This is a genomic window from Pseudomonas sp. R2-7-07 (assembly GCF_003852355.1).
GTDB lineage: Bacteria > Pseudomonadota > Gammaproteobacteria > Pseudomonadales > Pseudomonadaceae > Aquipseudomonas.
The window spans coordinates 3828926-3844827 of the sequence record NZ_CP027759.1; the positions used below are offsets into that span (position 1 = coordinate 3828926).

13 protein-coding genes and 1 tRNA gene are annotated in these 15902 nt (G+C 55.0%); 5 read left to right on the forward strand and 9 right to left on the reverse strand.

Going from position 1 to position 15902, the window contains the following annotated elements; genetic code table 11:
• Positions 1 to 253 precede the first annotated feature (253 nt).
• Both C4J86_RS17555 and C4J86_RS17560 read left to right on the forward strand, forming a co-directional pair.
• On the forward strand, positions 254 to 1825 hold the full coding sequence (locus tag C4J86_RS17555) for a hypothetical protein (protein ID WP_124371328.1): 1572 nt from the start codon (positions 254 to 256) through the stop codon (positions 1823 to 1825).
• Positions 1826 to 1951: 126 nt separating this feature from the next.
• Entirely contained in the window at positions 1952 to 2767 is an 816-nt protein-coding gene (locus tag C4J86_RS17560) for a hypothetical protein (protein WP_124371329.1), read from the forward strand.
• A gap of 62 nt (positions 2768 to 2829) precedes the next feature.
• Here the strand turns inward: C4J86_RS17560 and C4J86_RS17565 are convergent, their stop codons facing one another.
• From C4J86_RS17565 to C4J86_RS17575, 3 genes are all read right to left on the reverse strand, one after another.
• Positions 2830 to 3807, reverse strand: a complete 978-nt coding sequence (locus tag C4J86_RS17565; protein WP_124371330.1) for a hypothetical protein — start codon at positions 3805 to 3807, stop codon at positions 2830 to 2832.
• A gap of 2 nt (positions 3808 to 3809) precedes the next feature.
• Positions 3810 to 4472: a TauD/TfdA family dioxygenase gene (locus C4J86_RS17570; RefSeq protein WP_124372455.1), complete on the reverse strand. Its 663-nt coding sequence runs from the start codon at positions 4470 to 4472 to the stop codon at positions 3810 to 3812.
• A 94-nt stretch (positions 4473 to 4566) separates the two neighbouring features.
• Complete coding sequence (locus C4J86_RS17575; RefSeq protein ID WP_124371331.1) at positions 4567 to 5418, reverse strand: hypothetical protein; 852 nt, start codon at positions 5416 to 5418, stop codon at positions 4567 to 4569.
• Positions 5419 to 5511: 93 nt separating this feature from the next.
• Here C4J86_RS17575 and C4J86_RS17580 point away from each other — a divergent pair, with 93 nt between their 5' ends.
• Positions 5512 to 6237, forward strand: coding sequence for an HNH endonuclease signature motif containing protein (locus C4J86_RS17580; RefSeq protein WP_124371332.1), 726 nt, complete (start codon positions 5512 to 5514; stop codon positions 6235 to 6237).
• A gap of 91 nt (positions 6238 to 6328) precedes the next feature.
• Here the strand turns inward: C4J86_RS17580 and C4J86_RS17585 are convergent, their stop codons facing one another.
• The 4 genes from C4J86_RS17585 to C4J86_RS17605 form a co-directional block, all read right to left on the reverse strand.
• On the reverse strand, positions 6329 to 6490 hold the full coding sequence (locus C4J86_RS17585; protein ID WP_256681360.1) for a phage major tail tube protein: 162 nt from the start codon (positions 6488 to 6490) through the stop codon (positions 6329 to 6331).
• A gap of 899 nt (positions 6491 to 7389) precedes the next feature.
• Positions 7390 to 8712 carry an integrase arm-type DNA-binding domain-containing protein gene (locus tag C4J86_RS17595; protein WP_124371333.1) on the reverse strand — a complete coding sequence of 441 codons (1323 nt, stop codon included), beginning with the start codon at positions 8710 to 8712 and terminating at the stop codon, positions 7390 to 7392.
• Between the two features lie 162 nt (positions 8713 to 8874).
• A tRNA-Asn gene (locus tag C4J86_RS17600) sits at positions 8875 to 8950 on the reverse strand.
• A gap of 54 nt (positions 8951 to 9004) precedes the next feature.
• Positions 9005 to 9907, reverse strand: a complete 903-nt coding sequence (locus C4J86_RS17605; protein WP_124371334.1) for a LysR family transcriptional regulator — start codon at positions 9905 to 9907, stop codon at positions 9005 to 9007.
• Between the two features lie 99 nt (positions 9908 to 10006).
• Between C4J86_RS17605 and lldD the strand changes: the two genes are divergently transcribed.
• Positions 10007 to 11161 (forward strand): FMN-dependent L-lactate dehydrogenase LldD, encoded by a 1155-nt coding sequence (gene lldD / locus C4J86_RS17610; RefSeq protein ID WP_124371335.1) that lies wholly within the window; start codon positions 10007 to 10009, stop codon positions 11159 to 11161.
• A 286-nt stretch (positions 11162 to 11447) separates the two neighbouring features.
• Positions 11448 to 12374, forward strand: coding sequence for a GGDEF domain-containing protein (locus tag C4J86_RS17615; protein ID WP_124363669.1), 927 nt, complete (start codon positions 11448 to 11450; stop codon positions 12372 to 12374).
• A gap of 207 nt (positions 12375 to 12581) precedes the next feature.
• Here C4J86_RS17615 and C4J86_RS17620 read toward each other — a convergent pair whose 3' ends face one another.
• A complete protein-coding gene (locus C4J86_RS17620; protein WP_372238021.1) occupies positions 12582 to 13355 on the reverse strand; it encodes a TenA family transcriptional regulator in 774 nt (257 codons plus the stop codon).
• Positions 13356 to 13431: 76 nt separating this feature from the next.
• Complete coding sequence (locus C4J86_RS17625) at positions 13432 to 15894, reverse strand: EAL domain-containing protein (protein WP_124371337.1); 2463 nt, start codon at positions 15892 to 15894, stop codon at positions 13432 to 13434.
• Positions 15895 to 15902: the final 8 nt, after the last annotated feature.

The following is a 15902-nucleotide window of genomic DNA, read 5'->3' on the forward strand; positions in this document are numbered from 1 at the left end:
ATTATTCTGATGTCTAAAATTTCTATCCCTATGTTTATCCTAATAAAACCCGTATTTTATGTGAATTCTTTACTGTGGTGGATGAGGAAAACACATCGGAGAGACTGCTTTGGCTGTGGATTCAACCGGTCGATACAACACGGTTAAAGGGGCCATGAGCGTGAGTCATTTACTCGCTGTCGGCAGCGATCTTCTTCAGGAAACTTTTCGGACACGGATATACTTTGTCTGAACCAATTCACATGGACGAATAATGATTGCCGCTGATGCCGCAACAACTGAAATCCTCCGAGTTCAAGCAATCGGTAAGCTTCGATCTGAGCTCAGCAAAGATATTGCTTTGACCGCAGATGTAGCGGCCGGCTGCGGCCTTTGGGATCTTTTACGATTGTGCTATTTGCTGAGAGTCACCCGGATGCTCAGCATGCCTGTTCCCGGTGCATCAGAGACATTGAGTCACGCGGAACAGGTTGCCTTGGATCTGGGCACTGAGTCCCTGAAATACGCGATCGCATTGCTAGCAAAGCACGGACAATGGTGTGATGACACCTCTGCGGACAAACCTCTTGATGGGTTTGACAACGAGCGTGTTATGACCATTTCCCAATATACGCGGCATATAAATACCAAGTTCGAAACCGAAATTGTTCTGCACTTTGCGAACGTGCGCCTTGTAGGGGACCGTGGCCAGAACTGTATGATCGACTTTGCCGCCGGCCTTGATGATCCGCGGCGTACAGAGTACTTACATTACGGATTGCGGGTTGAGTCTGCATCAGGAGGAAACGACGGTACCGTTCCAATAATTGACCTGATGAAAAAGCTTCATGACGATTACTCAGACGTCGCAGATTTGTTTGCAACCGCCACGGGGGTCACCCTGGAGGTCTATTGTGAAGGGATGCTTGAACTACATTCTGCGCTTGTTGCGCGTCTTCAGGAGGCTGAAGGTAGATGCGGTCTCCATGAAGATGGCGGAATAGATCTAACGCATGCGGAGTCTTTCATCGCCATTGCGAACGCGATGTTGTTTACAGACTCCGAGTTGGAAGCTGCTTTCAGTCCAGAGTTCGTAACCTACTTGCGTAGTCATACTTTTGACGGAACTGCTTTCAGCGACACTGAACTGCGATTCCATTATTTATCCAGGCGCCCTTTCTTATTTGGTGAAGGCTTTGCCATTTTCAGCCCTGAGCTAATCTTCGATAGTGTCTTGGGCAATACGCATTTCACCTTGCTAGAAAGCCCTGTAGCCAAGGCTAAGTACATGGAGCACAGATCAGCCCAGTTCATCGATAAGGTGGCGATGGTAGCAGCGGGCGCTGGTTATGAAGAGTTTGAACGGGAACTTGATTTGAAAGAAGGCAGGTACGATATAGGAGACATTGACCTAATTTTGCGCCACCCAAAAACGGGGCACACTGTATTGGTTGAAGGCAAGGGCCATTCATTACCCCTTCCTGTTTATTTTAGAGCGCCAGATGCTGTTGAAGACCATGTAAAGCGTACCCGAGACTGGGAAAAGAAAGTTCAGCGTAGAATCGATCATCTCAAAGGTAGTTCTTCAAGTTACCCTATCTCAGGAGCCTGGGATTATATAATTGTCAGTCTGATGCCTGAGCCACTTTCGCAGCACACCCACTTATTGGTACTCAGTATAGATGAGTTCGAATACTGGTTAGATCAGGACCCACGGCCAACCGCTTTTGCCGATCTTTTTAGTGCATTTTATGATCGTGCAAAAACGCCTCTCTCCATGGTTGAGTTACAGGAGCTCCAGGAAAGTGGTTTTACTCTGATCGGCCCGAACTCGCCTCCTGAATAAACTCACGGAGAGAACCAGGGGATGCTTTTAATGAGGATGGCGACCGCCTTGTAGTTCTGGCTAATCATGCTAAACAGCCATCTGCAATGCAGTTGCCTCCCAATACCTTTTTTGAGAGTGATACGCATGCAACGCCTGCAAAAAAAACGGTCTATTGAAGAAAGGTCTGATTCCCCCAAGAATCACACGAATCAAAACAATCACCCAAACACTCTGGATGTTTGGCTTTCTCGGCTGAGCCACATCTCTCAGTTCGGTCTTTTTGCGCTCACCATAGGTGCGCTTTATTTTACGGTGATACCTCTGTACAAAACAGCGGCTTTAGAGGAAAGCATTGCACGTCGTGAATCAGAGCTAAGCGCCACCAATACGAAGCTTGAGGCTGCAACTGTTGCGCTTGCAAAGGTAAAACTTGAAATGTACGAGCGTAATAGAAACGATTTGGTTAAAGGAATAGTTTCCGCTGCACCACTTTGCTCAGGGCTCATGGAGCCGCCGCGCGCCCTTGGTTCAGATACGAGCAATCATTACGCAGAAAGCTTATTAAAGGTCAACGCAGGCCAATGTTTACAGGATGCATTTCGAGAAAGTAATGCCGAAACGAAACTCACACCCGATGACCTTTCTTATCTAAAAGGAGCTATCGAAACCATTTTGACGAGCTTGGCACAGATGCAAAAACAGGCATCTTTTGAGATAGATTCTGTTCCAGAGCGAGCCGCAATAGACCCGTCCATCTTGGTTATAGAAGGACCTGAGATAGAGGACGTGGAACGTCTGGATAGGCTCATTAACGGCCTAGCACCTAGCTTTATTAACGGAAGTATGAAGTTGCAAGTCGCGATAGATAGTACGCGCAGTAGAATTTATTTCGCTTTCTCCAAGGCTGTCGTCAACGAAATCCTTAAGCTTAGGGATTTGGATTGGCCAAAAGGTAAATAGCGAGCTTTAAGAAAAGCTCGCTGAGCTATCGAGATTTTTTAATAAAGCGCACGTGAAGCCGATCAATCATTTCCATATTCCGGCTCGTACTCCATTTCTCGTTCGCTTTCTTCGGAGTACTCGTCGGAAAGACCAGCTTCGTCCAATGCGTCCTCGCCCTCGAGGTGTAGTTGGCAGGTTGGGCAGTAGAACTCCATAGGGGAGTAGAACTCATTGACCGTCTCGTAGCCTGAACCAAAGTCTTGATCAATCACTTCCTCATCTGCCCGATCGCCCCCTAGGAAGCCTGTGCAGGTACACGCAGGGCAGGTTTGCTCCCAGTGGTGATCCAAGGAATAACGGAAGTTTTCGAGGTAAGAGACGCTGTTAAAGCTTCTTGCCGCAATCTGAAGTGCCTCCTGGTCTTTTTTGGTGTGGTCTTTGACAAACGTCGCCTTCGCATCGGCAATTCTATGTCGCGCAGCCTGAGCCTTAATGTCACGAAAGTGTCGTAGCAATTCCAAAGGAATTTGGGACTCAGCGCCTACCCAAGCCTCTAGATCCAGACCCATTGAGATTAAGATAAGCTGCGCGGCGCTCCAGAATTCGCCTTCCCACGCGTCCAACGGCATCCCGGAAAATGCTGCGTGACCGGAATGAAGTTCGGCATTTCGGCGAGCTGATATGCGCTTGCAAGCCTCAGCATTGGGTGTGCCGAAATTCGGAACTGTATGCTTGAGCCGGGCAAAAACGACGTTAGCATCAACCGTTCTTACTACTGTGTTGGTATTGAATCCGCACGCTTCAAGAAGGCTGTTTGGATTGACGGCATCGACGACAAGGCTGGGATGAATTTTTGCTAGCGACGCCTTTGCTAACAGCTCCAAAGCCAAGGCCGCCCACATCTGGAAAACGTCATTATCCGCACCATCTTTGGCTTTCAGCGCACGATGTGCGAAAACTCGAGACTTCGCAAAAAGCGCGCCTGCGGATAGCGTCACAGGCTCGTGTTTGCCCGGCGTCGATTTCGAGTGCTTATCCATCTTTTCCATGTCGCTCATCGTCACTCCATTACCGTTGTGCGAAGAAGATAGCGGGAAGAGTCTTGCTCGGCATTCGCTCGCCGATGCAGGCATCGCCAATTGTCGATTACTGCGATTAGCCCAGGCGCCCATGCAATTTCGTCTGAGACCGAGGTTCCTTCTTCCTCTACCGTTTCCTGCAGGCGCTGCGCGGTTGAGTCCAGAGGAAACATACAGCCCGGATCAAAGCGGTAGTACGACTGTAGTGGACTTGTGACCGTCGCGTAGAAACTGTTGGCGCCATTGGACACCCTGAAATTTGCTTGCCGGGCCGCGTCGCTATTCAGCGCAAGGCATTGACGGGCATCCCAGATGATGGTTGCTGCCGTGTTTGCTGAAGCTTGCGCGCAGGCTAAGACCAAGTAACGAGGGGGAACCGGCCAGTGTGCGCCATCGGTGTGCCACGGAAATGATCCAGTACCATAAAGCGCACTTAAGGATCTAGGTTTAGCTGTGCTGGCATTGGTGGGTCGAAGATGATCTACCAGATCGCCTCCCTTGCGGTTGGCCCTAGGCGATCCCAGTTGCTGGGCTATATCGAAAACCTGATCCTGAAGGGTTTCCACTGCTGAGCCGGGGGCAGTGACTACAGCCCAGCCGTTTGTGACCAGCCTTTCTTTCACGCCCTCAAGCCGATCGCGCATTTATGGCTTCCTGTGGCGTCGTTGACATTGATTAATTGGAAAAGTGGGTCAATTCGAATGCAAACGTCTAGTCGAGTGTAGAAGTTCTGAACAGTTATGTTGGATTCTTTTTCAGTGGATTTTGCTTGGATAGAACCTGGCACGCAAAGTAGAAACGCGCAAGGTTGCTCGACTCGGTAGTAGAGTTAGGAGACATCCAGGATACATGGGCCTTGAACGCTGAGATCAGGCACAAAAAATCGATTGCGGCGATGGACTTGTAGAAGTTGATTGGCTTTCCATAGTCTTCGTCGGCGTACGCGCCATGAAGAATTCCGTGTCGGTTTGTCATATCGGGGTGCGGATATTTTTCTGACCCAATGTACATATTCCCTTCAGTAAAGTCCGAGAAGGAATCCATCATTGAAGCCAGTTCGCCCACTGCGCCTTTGTCGTTCTGAATGGCGTCTTTTTTGCAATCATCAGCAAGCGCTTTGAATCCGGGCCGAATATTTCCAAAGTGCACCCCACGATCGGCTGCGATCCTTTTGGCAGCACCCTCGATCACCGGCATCAAGCCAGCCACCGCGATGTGATCAAGCCCCATGAAATGAGCTTGAACTGCCTCAGAAATGATTACCTTGTAGTCCTGAACGAATGGGGTGATTGGGTATCGCTCTGTGACCATGGCCGCTAAATTGACTGGGGAGTACGCGAGCGCTAGCACATCTTCCAGATCATTTTGAGTAAATGACTTACCTTTCTTATTGATATTCGTACACACAGTACTCAAAAAACCGAGGCGTATGTATGGTGGTATGAACCACCCAACACTACCCAGCGTCGATCGGAAATGTTCCAAAGTCCCTTGCATATCAATCTCACATTCTTGACCAAGAGCAATCCTCCACGAGTCGCTCGTCGGCTTTACTTGCCGGCTAGGAAAGGTGGAGCCCAAAGCGTGCATCCGACGACGCCAGCATAGAAAGTTCAGAAATTGCGCCGCTGTACTCCCGAATTTCTGATAAAAGTTTTCGAACCAACACTATCAGGAAATCCCATGGCGTTTTTAGTAAAAACCGCAACACTCATAGCCTATCGTTCGGGGTACATCTGCAATAACCCAACGTGCAACGTACTCACGATTGGACCAGCAACCTCTGACCCACTGCTCAGTTTGAAGAAAGGAGAGGCAGCTCACATAGTCGGTGAAAAACCTGGCGCAGCACGCTACGAAGCTATCGGAAAAGCGCAGATTGAAAGCCCGGAAAATGGACTGTGGCTTTGCGTTGGGTGCCACACGCTGATCGATAAAAACAACGGCGCGGACTATAAAAAGGAAGTACTTATCGAATGGAAGCGTGACCATGAAGAGCTGATGTCAGTGCTGGTCAGAACACACCGTAGCCCGCTACCATTGGTGCGGCGCTATAGTGTTAACACCAAGGTTGCGCAAGACATGGTCGATACGCTTTCTCACCGTGGTGTCATGTTTCAACCGCATGTTATGGAAAATCCGCAGTACGCAATCGAGTCAATTAATCAGATCAAGCTCAGACTCCAACGATGCTTGCGACAGATTGATCTCGACAACAGGCTCAGGGACATCTGTAGCGATTTGATCAGTGCCTGTCGTGACGTGATGAACGAAAATTCGCGCGACGAGCGTTACTTTAACTCGTACATCGACATACTTCGGAGACGGTGTGGGCTTTCTCTGTACCGATTGCAGGACGAGTTTGGCTGCACCATAACGGGTGACATCACTGCAATAGTTCATCAATAAAACAGGATCAGCTCGCGGATGGCAGCCCTTTATTTCTGCCGAATAGTTTTATTTGAGCCTTACAGGCCGCTTTCACAAGCGGCTTTTATTATCAAGCGAACCCAAGATTTTTATTGTACTTGGCCAACTGATCCTCCCCGCCCACGCGAAAGATGTTCGCCAAATAATCCAGCAACACTACTTCCTGGCCATTGATTATCTGCCGCACATAAATCGCCGAAAACGGCGTCTCGCGCCTACCCACTAATCCCATGATCAAACTCCTCTCGAAGCCAAACCTTTAAAACCATCCCCACGTCATCCCGCCACGAATGTTGAGTGTTATCAGGGATCAAGGCCCCTGCGACCTGTGAGGGTTGTCCACTCACGCGGGACTGACGGCTCCTTACGACTGGGAGCTTGGGCATCTCATGATCTGGCCTCCTGAACACCTCCGAAGAGGTGGGCGGGTGGAGGCTGCGCTAACTGACGAGACCAGCGCCGGGAGATCCTGAGTCGGGTGAAGGCAGTGAAGCGATGACCGGGGCATGCCTGGCTGTCAGTCAGGTGCAGTCCATTCCGTGGGCTGCGGCACCATCATCTGCATCGCTGTTGCTGGTGACTTCGGTGTTTGTCACGCCGATTGTCACGAAGATAGTTGCGGCAACGCCTTGTACGACATGGCTGCAGCAGCGGTAGGAGCGCCCGTCTCTTTCCGGGAAAAAGAGACGGGCGCAGGTTGGCGCAAGGAAATGGCCAAGCGGATAGGTTGCTGCAGGGCAGCTATGAAAGGGAATGAGTTGCCGCAGTGGGCACGCTGGTAAAAGTAGGCATCCGTCACATCGCTGTGACCGTGCGAGCCGCCGGATGCTAATCGCACTTTGGGAGAACCACCACGGTATGGCGTAGCCTTAAAGGTTCTGGCTACCTGGGTTGCTGTCAACGACAGCGCTTTGCCCGATCTTTTCTACGCCTGTGGAGAATTTGGGTCAAGGCTCGAGTTTTTGGGAGTTCTGCGGCTGTTTATGAAATTATCCACTAATGGAAAACCGTGGTTTTCCACAGACAATTGCGTGGGCTTTAGTGAGGTCCATCCAAGCAGGGCGGCTTTGCAGCCCTGTTTGGATGGACCCGCGTGGACAAGCGGATCACTGAGGTATGAGAACCGAGCGCTTACTCAGTTGCGCCACGTTTTGCTTTTAATCGAGTGACATTCGCCCCCGCCTGATTGGCGAATTCGCGTGGGCTGACATGCTTCTGCTGATTAGCCTCAAGGTAGCGACTCCACCAATTCATGATCAGCCTGCGCTCCTCGATGAACTCGGCCTTGTGGATGTAAGCGGCGCGGACGTTGTTCCGCTCTTTGTGGCTCATCTGCTTTTCAATGGCGGTCTCGGACCACAGTCCTGATTCAATCAGCGCGCTGCAGGCCATCGACCGAAACCCATGCCCGCAGACCTCGGTTTTGGTGTCGTACCCCATCTTCCGAAGTGCGCTGTTCACTGTGTTTTCGGACATCGGTTTCCAAGACTTGGTATCGCCTGCGAACACCAAATCAAATTTGCCGGTGAGGGCGTGGATCTGCTCGAGCAGGGCGACCGTTTGCGGCGATAAGGGTACAAGATGGATATCGCCTGCCATCTTCGTACCCCTTGTGGAAAAGGGTACGCCTTCCAACGCTGGTCGCGTGTCGGGTATTTCCCAGACGCCACGTTTGAGGTCGAACTCGCTCCAGCGGGCGAAGCGCAGCTCGCTGGAGCGGACAAACACGTGCAGCGACAGCAAGACCGTCAGCCGGGTAAGTGCGCGGCCTTTATAGGTGTCGATCCGTTCCTGCAACTCAGGTAAGCGCGATAAGGATAAGGCGGGGCGGTGGACGACCCGCGAGGCTTTGATCGAGCCTACGAGGTCGTAAGCAGGGTTTACGGTGATAAGCCGGAGGCGCTTTGCCTCGCGCATGATGCTCTGCAGGTAGTTTTGTACCCTTAAAGCAATGTCTATCGTTCCGCGCTTCTTAATCGCGTCCAGGGGCCGCATAAGGTCGTGGGTATCAAGGTCGACAATGGCGCGGGTGCCGATCAGCGGGAAGAGGTGAGTTTTGAGACGACTCATCACTGTCTTGGAATAGTCCGGTGCCCACTTGGCTGACATTTCCGTGTGCCAGCCGAGGGCAACGCTTTCAAAGGTGCGGCCTTTGATCAGAGCGTCCGTCTTGGCTTGGTTCTTGGCTCCTATAGGGTCAATGCCATCCGCCAGCATTCGCTTGACCTCCAAGCGCTTGCGGCGAGCATTCGCGAGGCCAACGATGGGGTAGTTGCCGAATGAGGTCAGTCCTTCGCGGCCATCAGGTTTGACGTATCTGAGACGCCAGCCTTTGCGGCCATTGGGTTGGACTAGAAGGTAAAGGCCGTCGCCGTCGAAAAGCTTGTAGGCGCGGTCTGTGGGCTTGGCCGAACGGCAAGCGGCGTCGGAGAGTGGAGCAGTGGTGCGCGACATAAGGGTACTCCCTTTTATCGAACTGATCTTTATCCCAAACTCTACCCTTAAAACGGCTGGTACCCACCAGAATCCGGCGGAACGCCAAAACGAAAAAACCCGCCAGAAGGCGGGTTTTTCGGGGGTCTCAGAGATTTTAGTAGCTTTCTCTGGAACCTAGTCTGGCTCCACGACCTGGACTCGAACCAGGGACCCAATGATTAACAGTCATTTGCTCTACCAACTGAGCTATCGCGGAATGCGCCGTATGTTACTGATTAAAAAGAAGAAGTCAAGCCTCCTCTGACGTGTGTCACGCCGTGGTGGGATGACCGGTCGCAACCGCCTGCTCCCTGGCCAGTTCCAGCCATGCGCGCGCGGCGGGTGGCAAGTGGGCACTGGCGCGCCAGGCCAGGGCGATATGCCAGTCGGTGTGGGGCTCGTCCAAGGGGATCAATGCGATGCCGGCGTGTTGGTGTGTGTGCGCCAGCATCCGTGGCAGGAAGGCGACGCCCAGGCCGGCGGTGACCAGGTCGACGATAAAGTCGATCTGCCCACTACGAGCCGTCACCTTTGGCACTACGCCCTTGCGTTCGCAGGCGGCGAGGATTTTCGCGTTGAGGGCGAAACCGGCTTCGAACAGGATGAACGGCGAGTCTGCCAGGTCGGTGAAGTCGATGCGTTCGCGGCGCGCCAATGGGTGGCTGACAGGCAATACGGCGATCAGCGGTTCGTTGCGTACAGGCTGGTAGTCGAAGCCTTCATCCACCGGCAGCAGCAGGGCCGCCAGGTCGACCTCCCCGGCTTCCAGGCATTCGCGCAGTTTTTTGCTGCCGTATTCGGTGAGTTCGATGTCGATGTCGGGGTAGCGCGTGCGGTAGGTGGCGAACATTGTCGCAAACAGCACGCCGCAACCTACCGGTGGCAGGCCGATGCGCAGCACGCCGCGCTTGAGACCGCGCAGGTCGTTGATCTCCACCACCAGGTCATTGTGTTCGGCAAGCAGCACCAGGGCGCGGCGGTAGGTAATTTCGCCGGCGGCGGTGAGTTCGTTCTTGTGGCCAAGACGATTGAGCAGCGGTGTGCCCAACTCATCTTCGAGGGTCTTGACCGCCTTGCTGACTGTGGACTGGGTCAGGGACACCACCTCGGCCGCCTGGGAAAAACCACCCTGGCGCACCACTTCGACAAACGCTCGCAGGGTTCGCAGGTTCATCAGTATTCCTTTTGCGACTGGATTGCAGCGATAAAAGTTGTTTTTATCATGCCAGAACTTTGCTTATCGTGGGCCACTTTGCCGAGTGGAGCCCAAGCCATGATTATTTCGTCCGCCTCCGATTACCGTGCTGCCGCCAAGCGCAAGTTACCGCGTTTTCTGTTCGACTATATCGATGGCGGCGCCTACGCCGAACACACCCTGCGCGCCAATAGTTCGGACCTGGCAGAGATCAGCCTGCGCCAGCGCATCTTGCGCAATGTCGACAACCTGAGCTTGAAGACCTCGCTATTTGGCCAGGAGCTGGCCATGCCGGTCATCCTCAGCCCGGTCGGCTTGACGGGCATGTATGCACGACGTGGTGAAGTGCAAGCGGCCAAGGCGGCGGCGAGCGCTGGTGTGCCCTTCTGCCTGTCGACGGTGTCGGTGTGCCCGATCGAGGAAGTCGCCTCGCAAAGCCCGCAGTCGATCTGGTTCCAGCTGTATGTGCTCAAGGATCGCGGCTTCATGCGCAATGCCCTGGAGCGGGCGCAGGCGGCAGGCGTGACGACACTGGTGTTCACCGTTGACATGCCAACCCCTGGCGCGCGTTACCGTGATGCGCACTCGGGCATGTCCGGGCCGTATGCGGCGCAACGGCGGATATTGCAGGCCGTGACCAAGCCGCAGTGGGCGTTCGATGTGGGCTTGATGGGCCGCCCCCACGACCTCGGCAATATTTCCAGGTACCTGGGCAAACCCACGCACCTGGAAGACTACATTGGCTGGCTGGCCACCAACTTCGACCCGTCGATCAGCTGGAAAGACCTGGAGTGGATCCGCGACTTCTGGAAGGGCCCGATGATCATCAAAGGCATTCTGGACCCGCAGGACGCCAAGGATGCCGTAAGTTTCGGCGCCGACGGCATCGTGGTCTCCAACCATGGCGGCCGCCAGCTCGATGGAGTGCTGTCTACCGCCAAGGCGTTGCCGCCGATTGCCGAGGCCGTTGGCGATGACCTCACCGTGCTGGTGGATTCCGGCATTCGTTCCGGGCTCGACGTGGTGCGCATGCTCGCGCTCGGCGCCAAGGCCTGCCTGCTGGGGCGCTCCGCGGTGTATGCGCTGGCCGCCGATGGTCAGCATGGCGTGGAAAACCTGCTGGATATTTTCGCCAAGGAAATGCGCGTCGCCATGACGCTGACAGGGGTCACTTCCATCGCGCAGATTGACCGTTCTACGTTGGTAACCCCCTCTTCAAACATTCAATATTAGTCAGAGAAATGGCGCGACTGTTTGTCGACGGTTTTCATTAAAAACCAGTTCATTGATTTATATAGGTATTTATTAATTCAAACGATTGGCACGAATCTGGCTCTAACCCACTCACGCAGGTCAAGCGATGACAAGACGTGTGGCAGTGCCCTGGGCTTATAACCCGGCGTAAAGCGGTCTAAACTGTTTCCAATGTTTTACGGAACTGAAGGAACAGTAAGACGCTTGGCACTTGCCACTCTCATCCCGCCTGTAAGACAGTCATGTGCTTAGAGGCCGCCTACGTATGAAAACACCGACCCAGACCAACGCAATTGACTTTGACAGTGCCAAATTGCAACGCCTGGGGTTTGGTCAGCCGTCCCTTCGCCCCCATCGCCCCGCCACCCTCGGTCAGCTTCGCCAGCAACTGAACCAGCAATTGCAGACCAGCCTGGAACCGGAACGCATCCTCGGCTTGTTCTTCCGTGAAGTGCAACGCCTGGTGCCGCTGGACGCCCTGCAATACCGCTACGCGATCAGCGACCTGCGCCTGGAGTTCGGCCATCGCGGCCATCATTCGGTGAGCTACACCTTGAGCCATGAGGGCGAACACTTGGGCGAACTGGTGTTCCGTCGCAACCAACGCTTCCTCGAAGAGGAACTGGGCCAGCTCGAGTCCCTGCTCGCAACGCTGCTCTATCCAATGCGCAACGCCCTGCTCTACCGCGCCGCCACCCGCAGTGCCCTGCGCGATCCTTTGACCGAAACCGGCAACCGCGTGGCCATGGACCAGACCCTGCAACGGGAAATTGACATGGCTCGGCGCCATATGCACCCGCTGTCCCTGTTGATGCTGGACATCGATCACTTTAAGAAGATCAATGACACCCATGGTCATGCCGCCGGCGACAGCGTATTGCGCGCCGTGGCCGCAGCGATCAAAAGCCAGTTGCGCAACGTGGACATGGTGTTTCGATTCGGCGGGGAAGAATTTCTGATCCTGCTCTCCAACACCGGGCGCGATGCGGCGCGGATGGTCGGCGAGCGCCTGCGCCAGGCGGCACAAGCCCATGATTACTGGGTGGAGGGTACGCGGGTCGACTTGACGGTAAGCCTTGGCTGTTCGACGTTATTGGCGGCCGAGTCGGCGGAAAGCCTGCTGCGCCGGGCCGACAATGCCTTGTACGTGGCCAAGCGCGAAGGCCGCAACCGCTTGGCAATGGCGGGGTAAAACCCCGCCATCACAATGCCAGTCAGTTAACAGATGGCGCAGGTAATCGGTAACTTGTGGCGAGGGAGCTTGCTCCCGCTGGACTGCGTAGCAGTCCCTTCTTTTTGAACAAACAACAGGGCCGCTGCGCGCCCCAGCGGGAGCAAGCTCCCTCGCCACAGTACCGCGATCCTTCTTAAGTGAGTGGCATCAGCCATCACGGGTGCATCACGCCTCGCTGGCGACGCGCGCCTGGCGCTCACGAACGAGTACGGGCGCCTTTTCTTTCTCTTGCTCCAGGCGCATGCAGCTTTCCAGGAACAGGTACATATAGTCGTAGCTCTTGCACACCGCCTGGCGCAACTCCACCTGCAGAGCCGCGCTCGGGTTCGTGCCGGCCAGGGTGCAGATGATTTCCAGGGCTTCCCAAGGGTGCGCGTCATCATACTGGGCGTGCATCTTCAGCCACTTCATCGCGCGCTTGCGTTCTTCCTCCGGGAAGGCGGCGGCATACACGCCGGTGGAACAGACCACGGCAGACCACTCCCCAGTGGCGCCCTCGATGGCATAGTTGGTGGCGGCAATCGCAACGATCAACGAATCCGCCGAACTGGTGTGCCAGCACCAATGACTCAATGCGTGCAACTCCGGGGGCACGTCCTGTGCCTGCAGCTCTTCGAGACTGACGCCGTGGGCACGCGCCCAATGCACCCAATAATCGGCATGGTTCAATTCCACGCGGATATTGCGCATCAGCCAACGACGCGCCATGTCCTCCCCCGGATGGCGGGCAAACTTGGTCTTGGTGAGGTTCTGTGCCATGTACAAGGCGAACTGCTCCACCACGGGCCAGCCACCGATCAGGTAGTGGCGCATGGTCTTGGCGCTGAGCGTGTTATCGCGCATGCGTTGGTACAGTTCGTGTTCGACAACCCGACGCTTGCTCTCGCTACAGTCCAGGATCAATTGCTGCGCCCAGGCGGGGTAACTCGAGGCTTCCATAAGCGGGCCGGTTCTGTTGAAGGTGTCGATCACTGTAGGGCTCCTTTTTAAGTGTGATGTACAGACCAGCAAAGTTTCAGCGGAATGTGCCGGGCGCCTTGAATAACAGGGGCTGCGGCCGCGCAGGTCGGCACTGCAGGCTATCGAAGGTAAACAATTGCGGACGTTCGATCAGATAGCCCTGAGCGTAGTCCACGCCTATCTCAAGTAATGCCTGTTCGATCTGCGACGTTTCAACAAACTCGGCGATAGTGCGCTTACCCATCACATGGCCTATGTGATTGATCACTTCGACCATGGCGCGGTTAATCGGGTCGTCCAGCATATCCTTTACGAAACTTCCATCGATCTTCAGGAAGTCTACAGGTAAATGTTTGAGATAGGCGAACGAGGACATTCCGGCACAAAAGTCATCCAGGGAAAAGTGGCAACCTAACGCTTTGAGTTCATTAATAAAACGAATGGCACTGCCTAAATTGGCGATAGCGCTTGTCTCGGTTATTTCAAAACAAATCATTTCCGGAGGGATGTTGTAAGTGCCGAATTTCTCACGTAAAAAACCAAGAAAATCGTCATCGCCAATGGTTATTCCTGACAGATTAATCGCACACATGGCCATAGGTCGGCCCGGACGCTCGTGCATGCAACGCGCGATGATCTTGAAGACGTTCTCCACCACCCACCGGTCCAGGGAAGTCATCAAGCCGTAACGCTCGGCCGCCGGAATAAAACTGTCGGGCAGAATGATTCGCCCCGCCTCGTCGTGCAGCCGCAGGAGAATTTCGATGTGCCCATTGCCCGCTTCGGTATGGCCCAGAGGCGAGATTTCCTGGGAGTACAGGCAAAAACGATTCTCTTCCAACGCCATGTGCAAGCGCTGTACCCAGGCCATTTCGCCAAAGCGCAGGGACAGCTCCGAGTCATCGGCGTGATACACCTGCACTCGGTTACGCCCCTTTTCCTTGGCCATGTAGCACGCCATATCGGCGGCGCGCAGGGACGTTTCCAGGGTGGTCGGGGTGTGTGAGATATGCACCAGGCCGATGCTGACGGTGGTCATGAACGGCCGGCCCTTCCACACGAAATGCAGGTTCTGCACGGTATGACGCAGGCTCTCGGCGATCTTCTCGGCCACTGGCGCCGGGCAGTTCTCCAGGAGGATGCCGAACTCATCGCCGCCCAGCCGCGCCAGGGTATCGCCTTCGCGCAAGTCCGATTGCAGCAGCGCGCAAATGTGCCGCAGCAACTCGTCGCCCGCAGCGTGGCCGCAGGTGTCATTGACCAGTTTGAACTGGTCCAGGTCGAGAAACATCAAGGCATGGCGGCCGTTTTGCTGGCGTGTCACCTGCTGCAGTACCTGCTCCAGGCGGTATTCGAATTCACGCCGGTTGGCCAGGCCAGTCAAGGCATCGTGGGTCGCCTGCCAGGAAAGATTGGCGATGTACTGGCGCTCCTGGGTCATGTCATGCAGCACCAGCACCGCGCCACTGACCTTGCCGGCGCTGCGAATCGGCGCGCCCACCAGGGTCACGGAAACGGTGCTGCCGTCCAGGCGCTGGATCAACTTGGAATGTTCACTGCCGCCACTGAGTTCGCCCTTGATGATGTGCTCGATCAGGGTGAAACCATCCGGTTCCGCGTTTTCATCCAGCAACTTGAACAACGCCGCCAGCGGCAGGCCTTGGGCCTGGGCCGACTGCCAGTGGGTCAGCGCTTCGGCGGCGGGGTTCATGTAGGCAATCGCACCGTCCACGTCGGTGGTGATGACACCGTCGCCAATCGACTCCAGGGTAATCTGCGCCCGCTCCTTCTCCGCCTGCAGGGCATCGGCAAACGCGTGACGCTGGGCCAGCAACTTGTGCGTGCGCAGCAACGCCAGCACGATCAGCCCCAGGGCCGTGGCCAAATTGGTGATCAACAACAGGCGCAGGATCATCCGCGACCCTTCACCCAAGGCATCACTGAACGCCTTGGCCGCCGGTGTCACACCTTCGTTGATGGCCGTGATGCGCGCCTTCCACAGGCGCACATCGTCAGCATTGACCCGATCGGCAGTAACGGCGCCATGCATTGCCTGGGCGAGGTCGTCCAGCTGCAACAAGTAGCCGTCGCCCACCGTCCAGAGTTCGATGGCTTTTTCCAGGTAACTGAAATGGCGGAAGTTGAGGTACAGCCAGATCAGGCTGGAGACGTCGTCCGGGTGGTTGCCACCCTTGATGATGCCCTGGCGTGCGGCGGGGATATCCGGGGTGGGACGGTCCAGCGCAACGCGCAATTCATGCCCGCCCTGGGGCACGGCAATCGCTTGCTGATATTTGAGGTAAGTGGCGGCTTCGCGGTTATCGGCGTAAAGGGTCAGGTAGTAGATGGCGTCCTTCTGGCCCTTGGACCACAGACTTTCGCCAGCCACATAGCCACGCACCGCCGAGAGCACGTAGAGACTGACGCAGCCTAACAATGCCTGGAACAGCACGACGGCAATGAAGGGCCAGACAATGCCCAGCAACCGTGGCGTTCCGAGAGTCCGCTTTTGCTTCATGAAGTCCC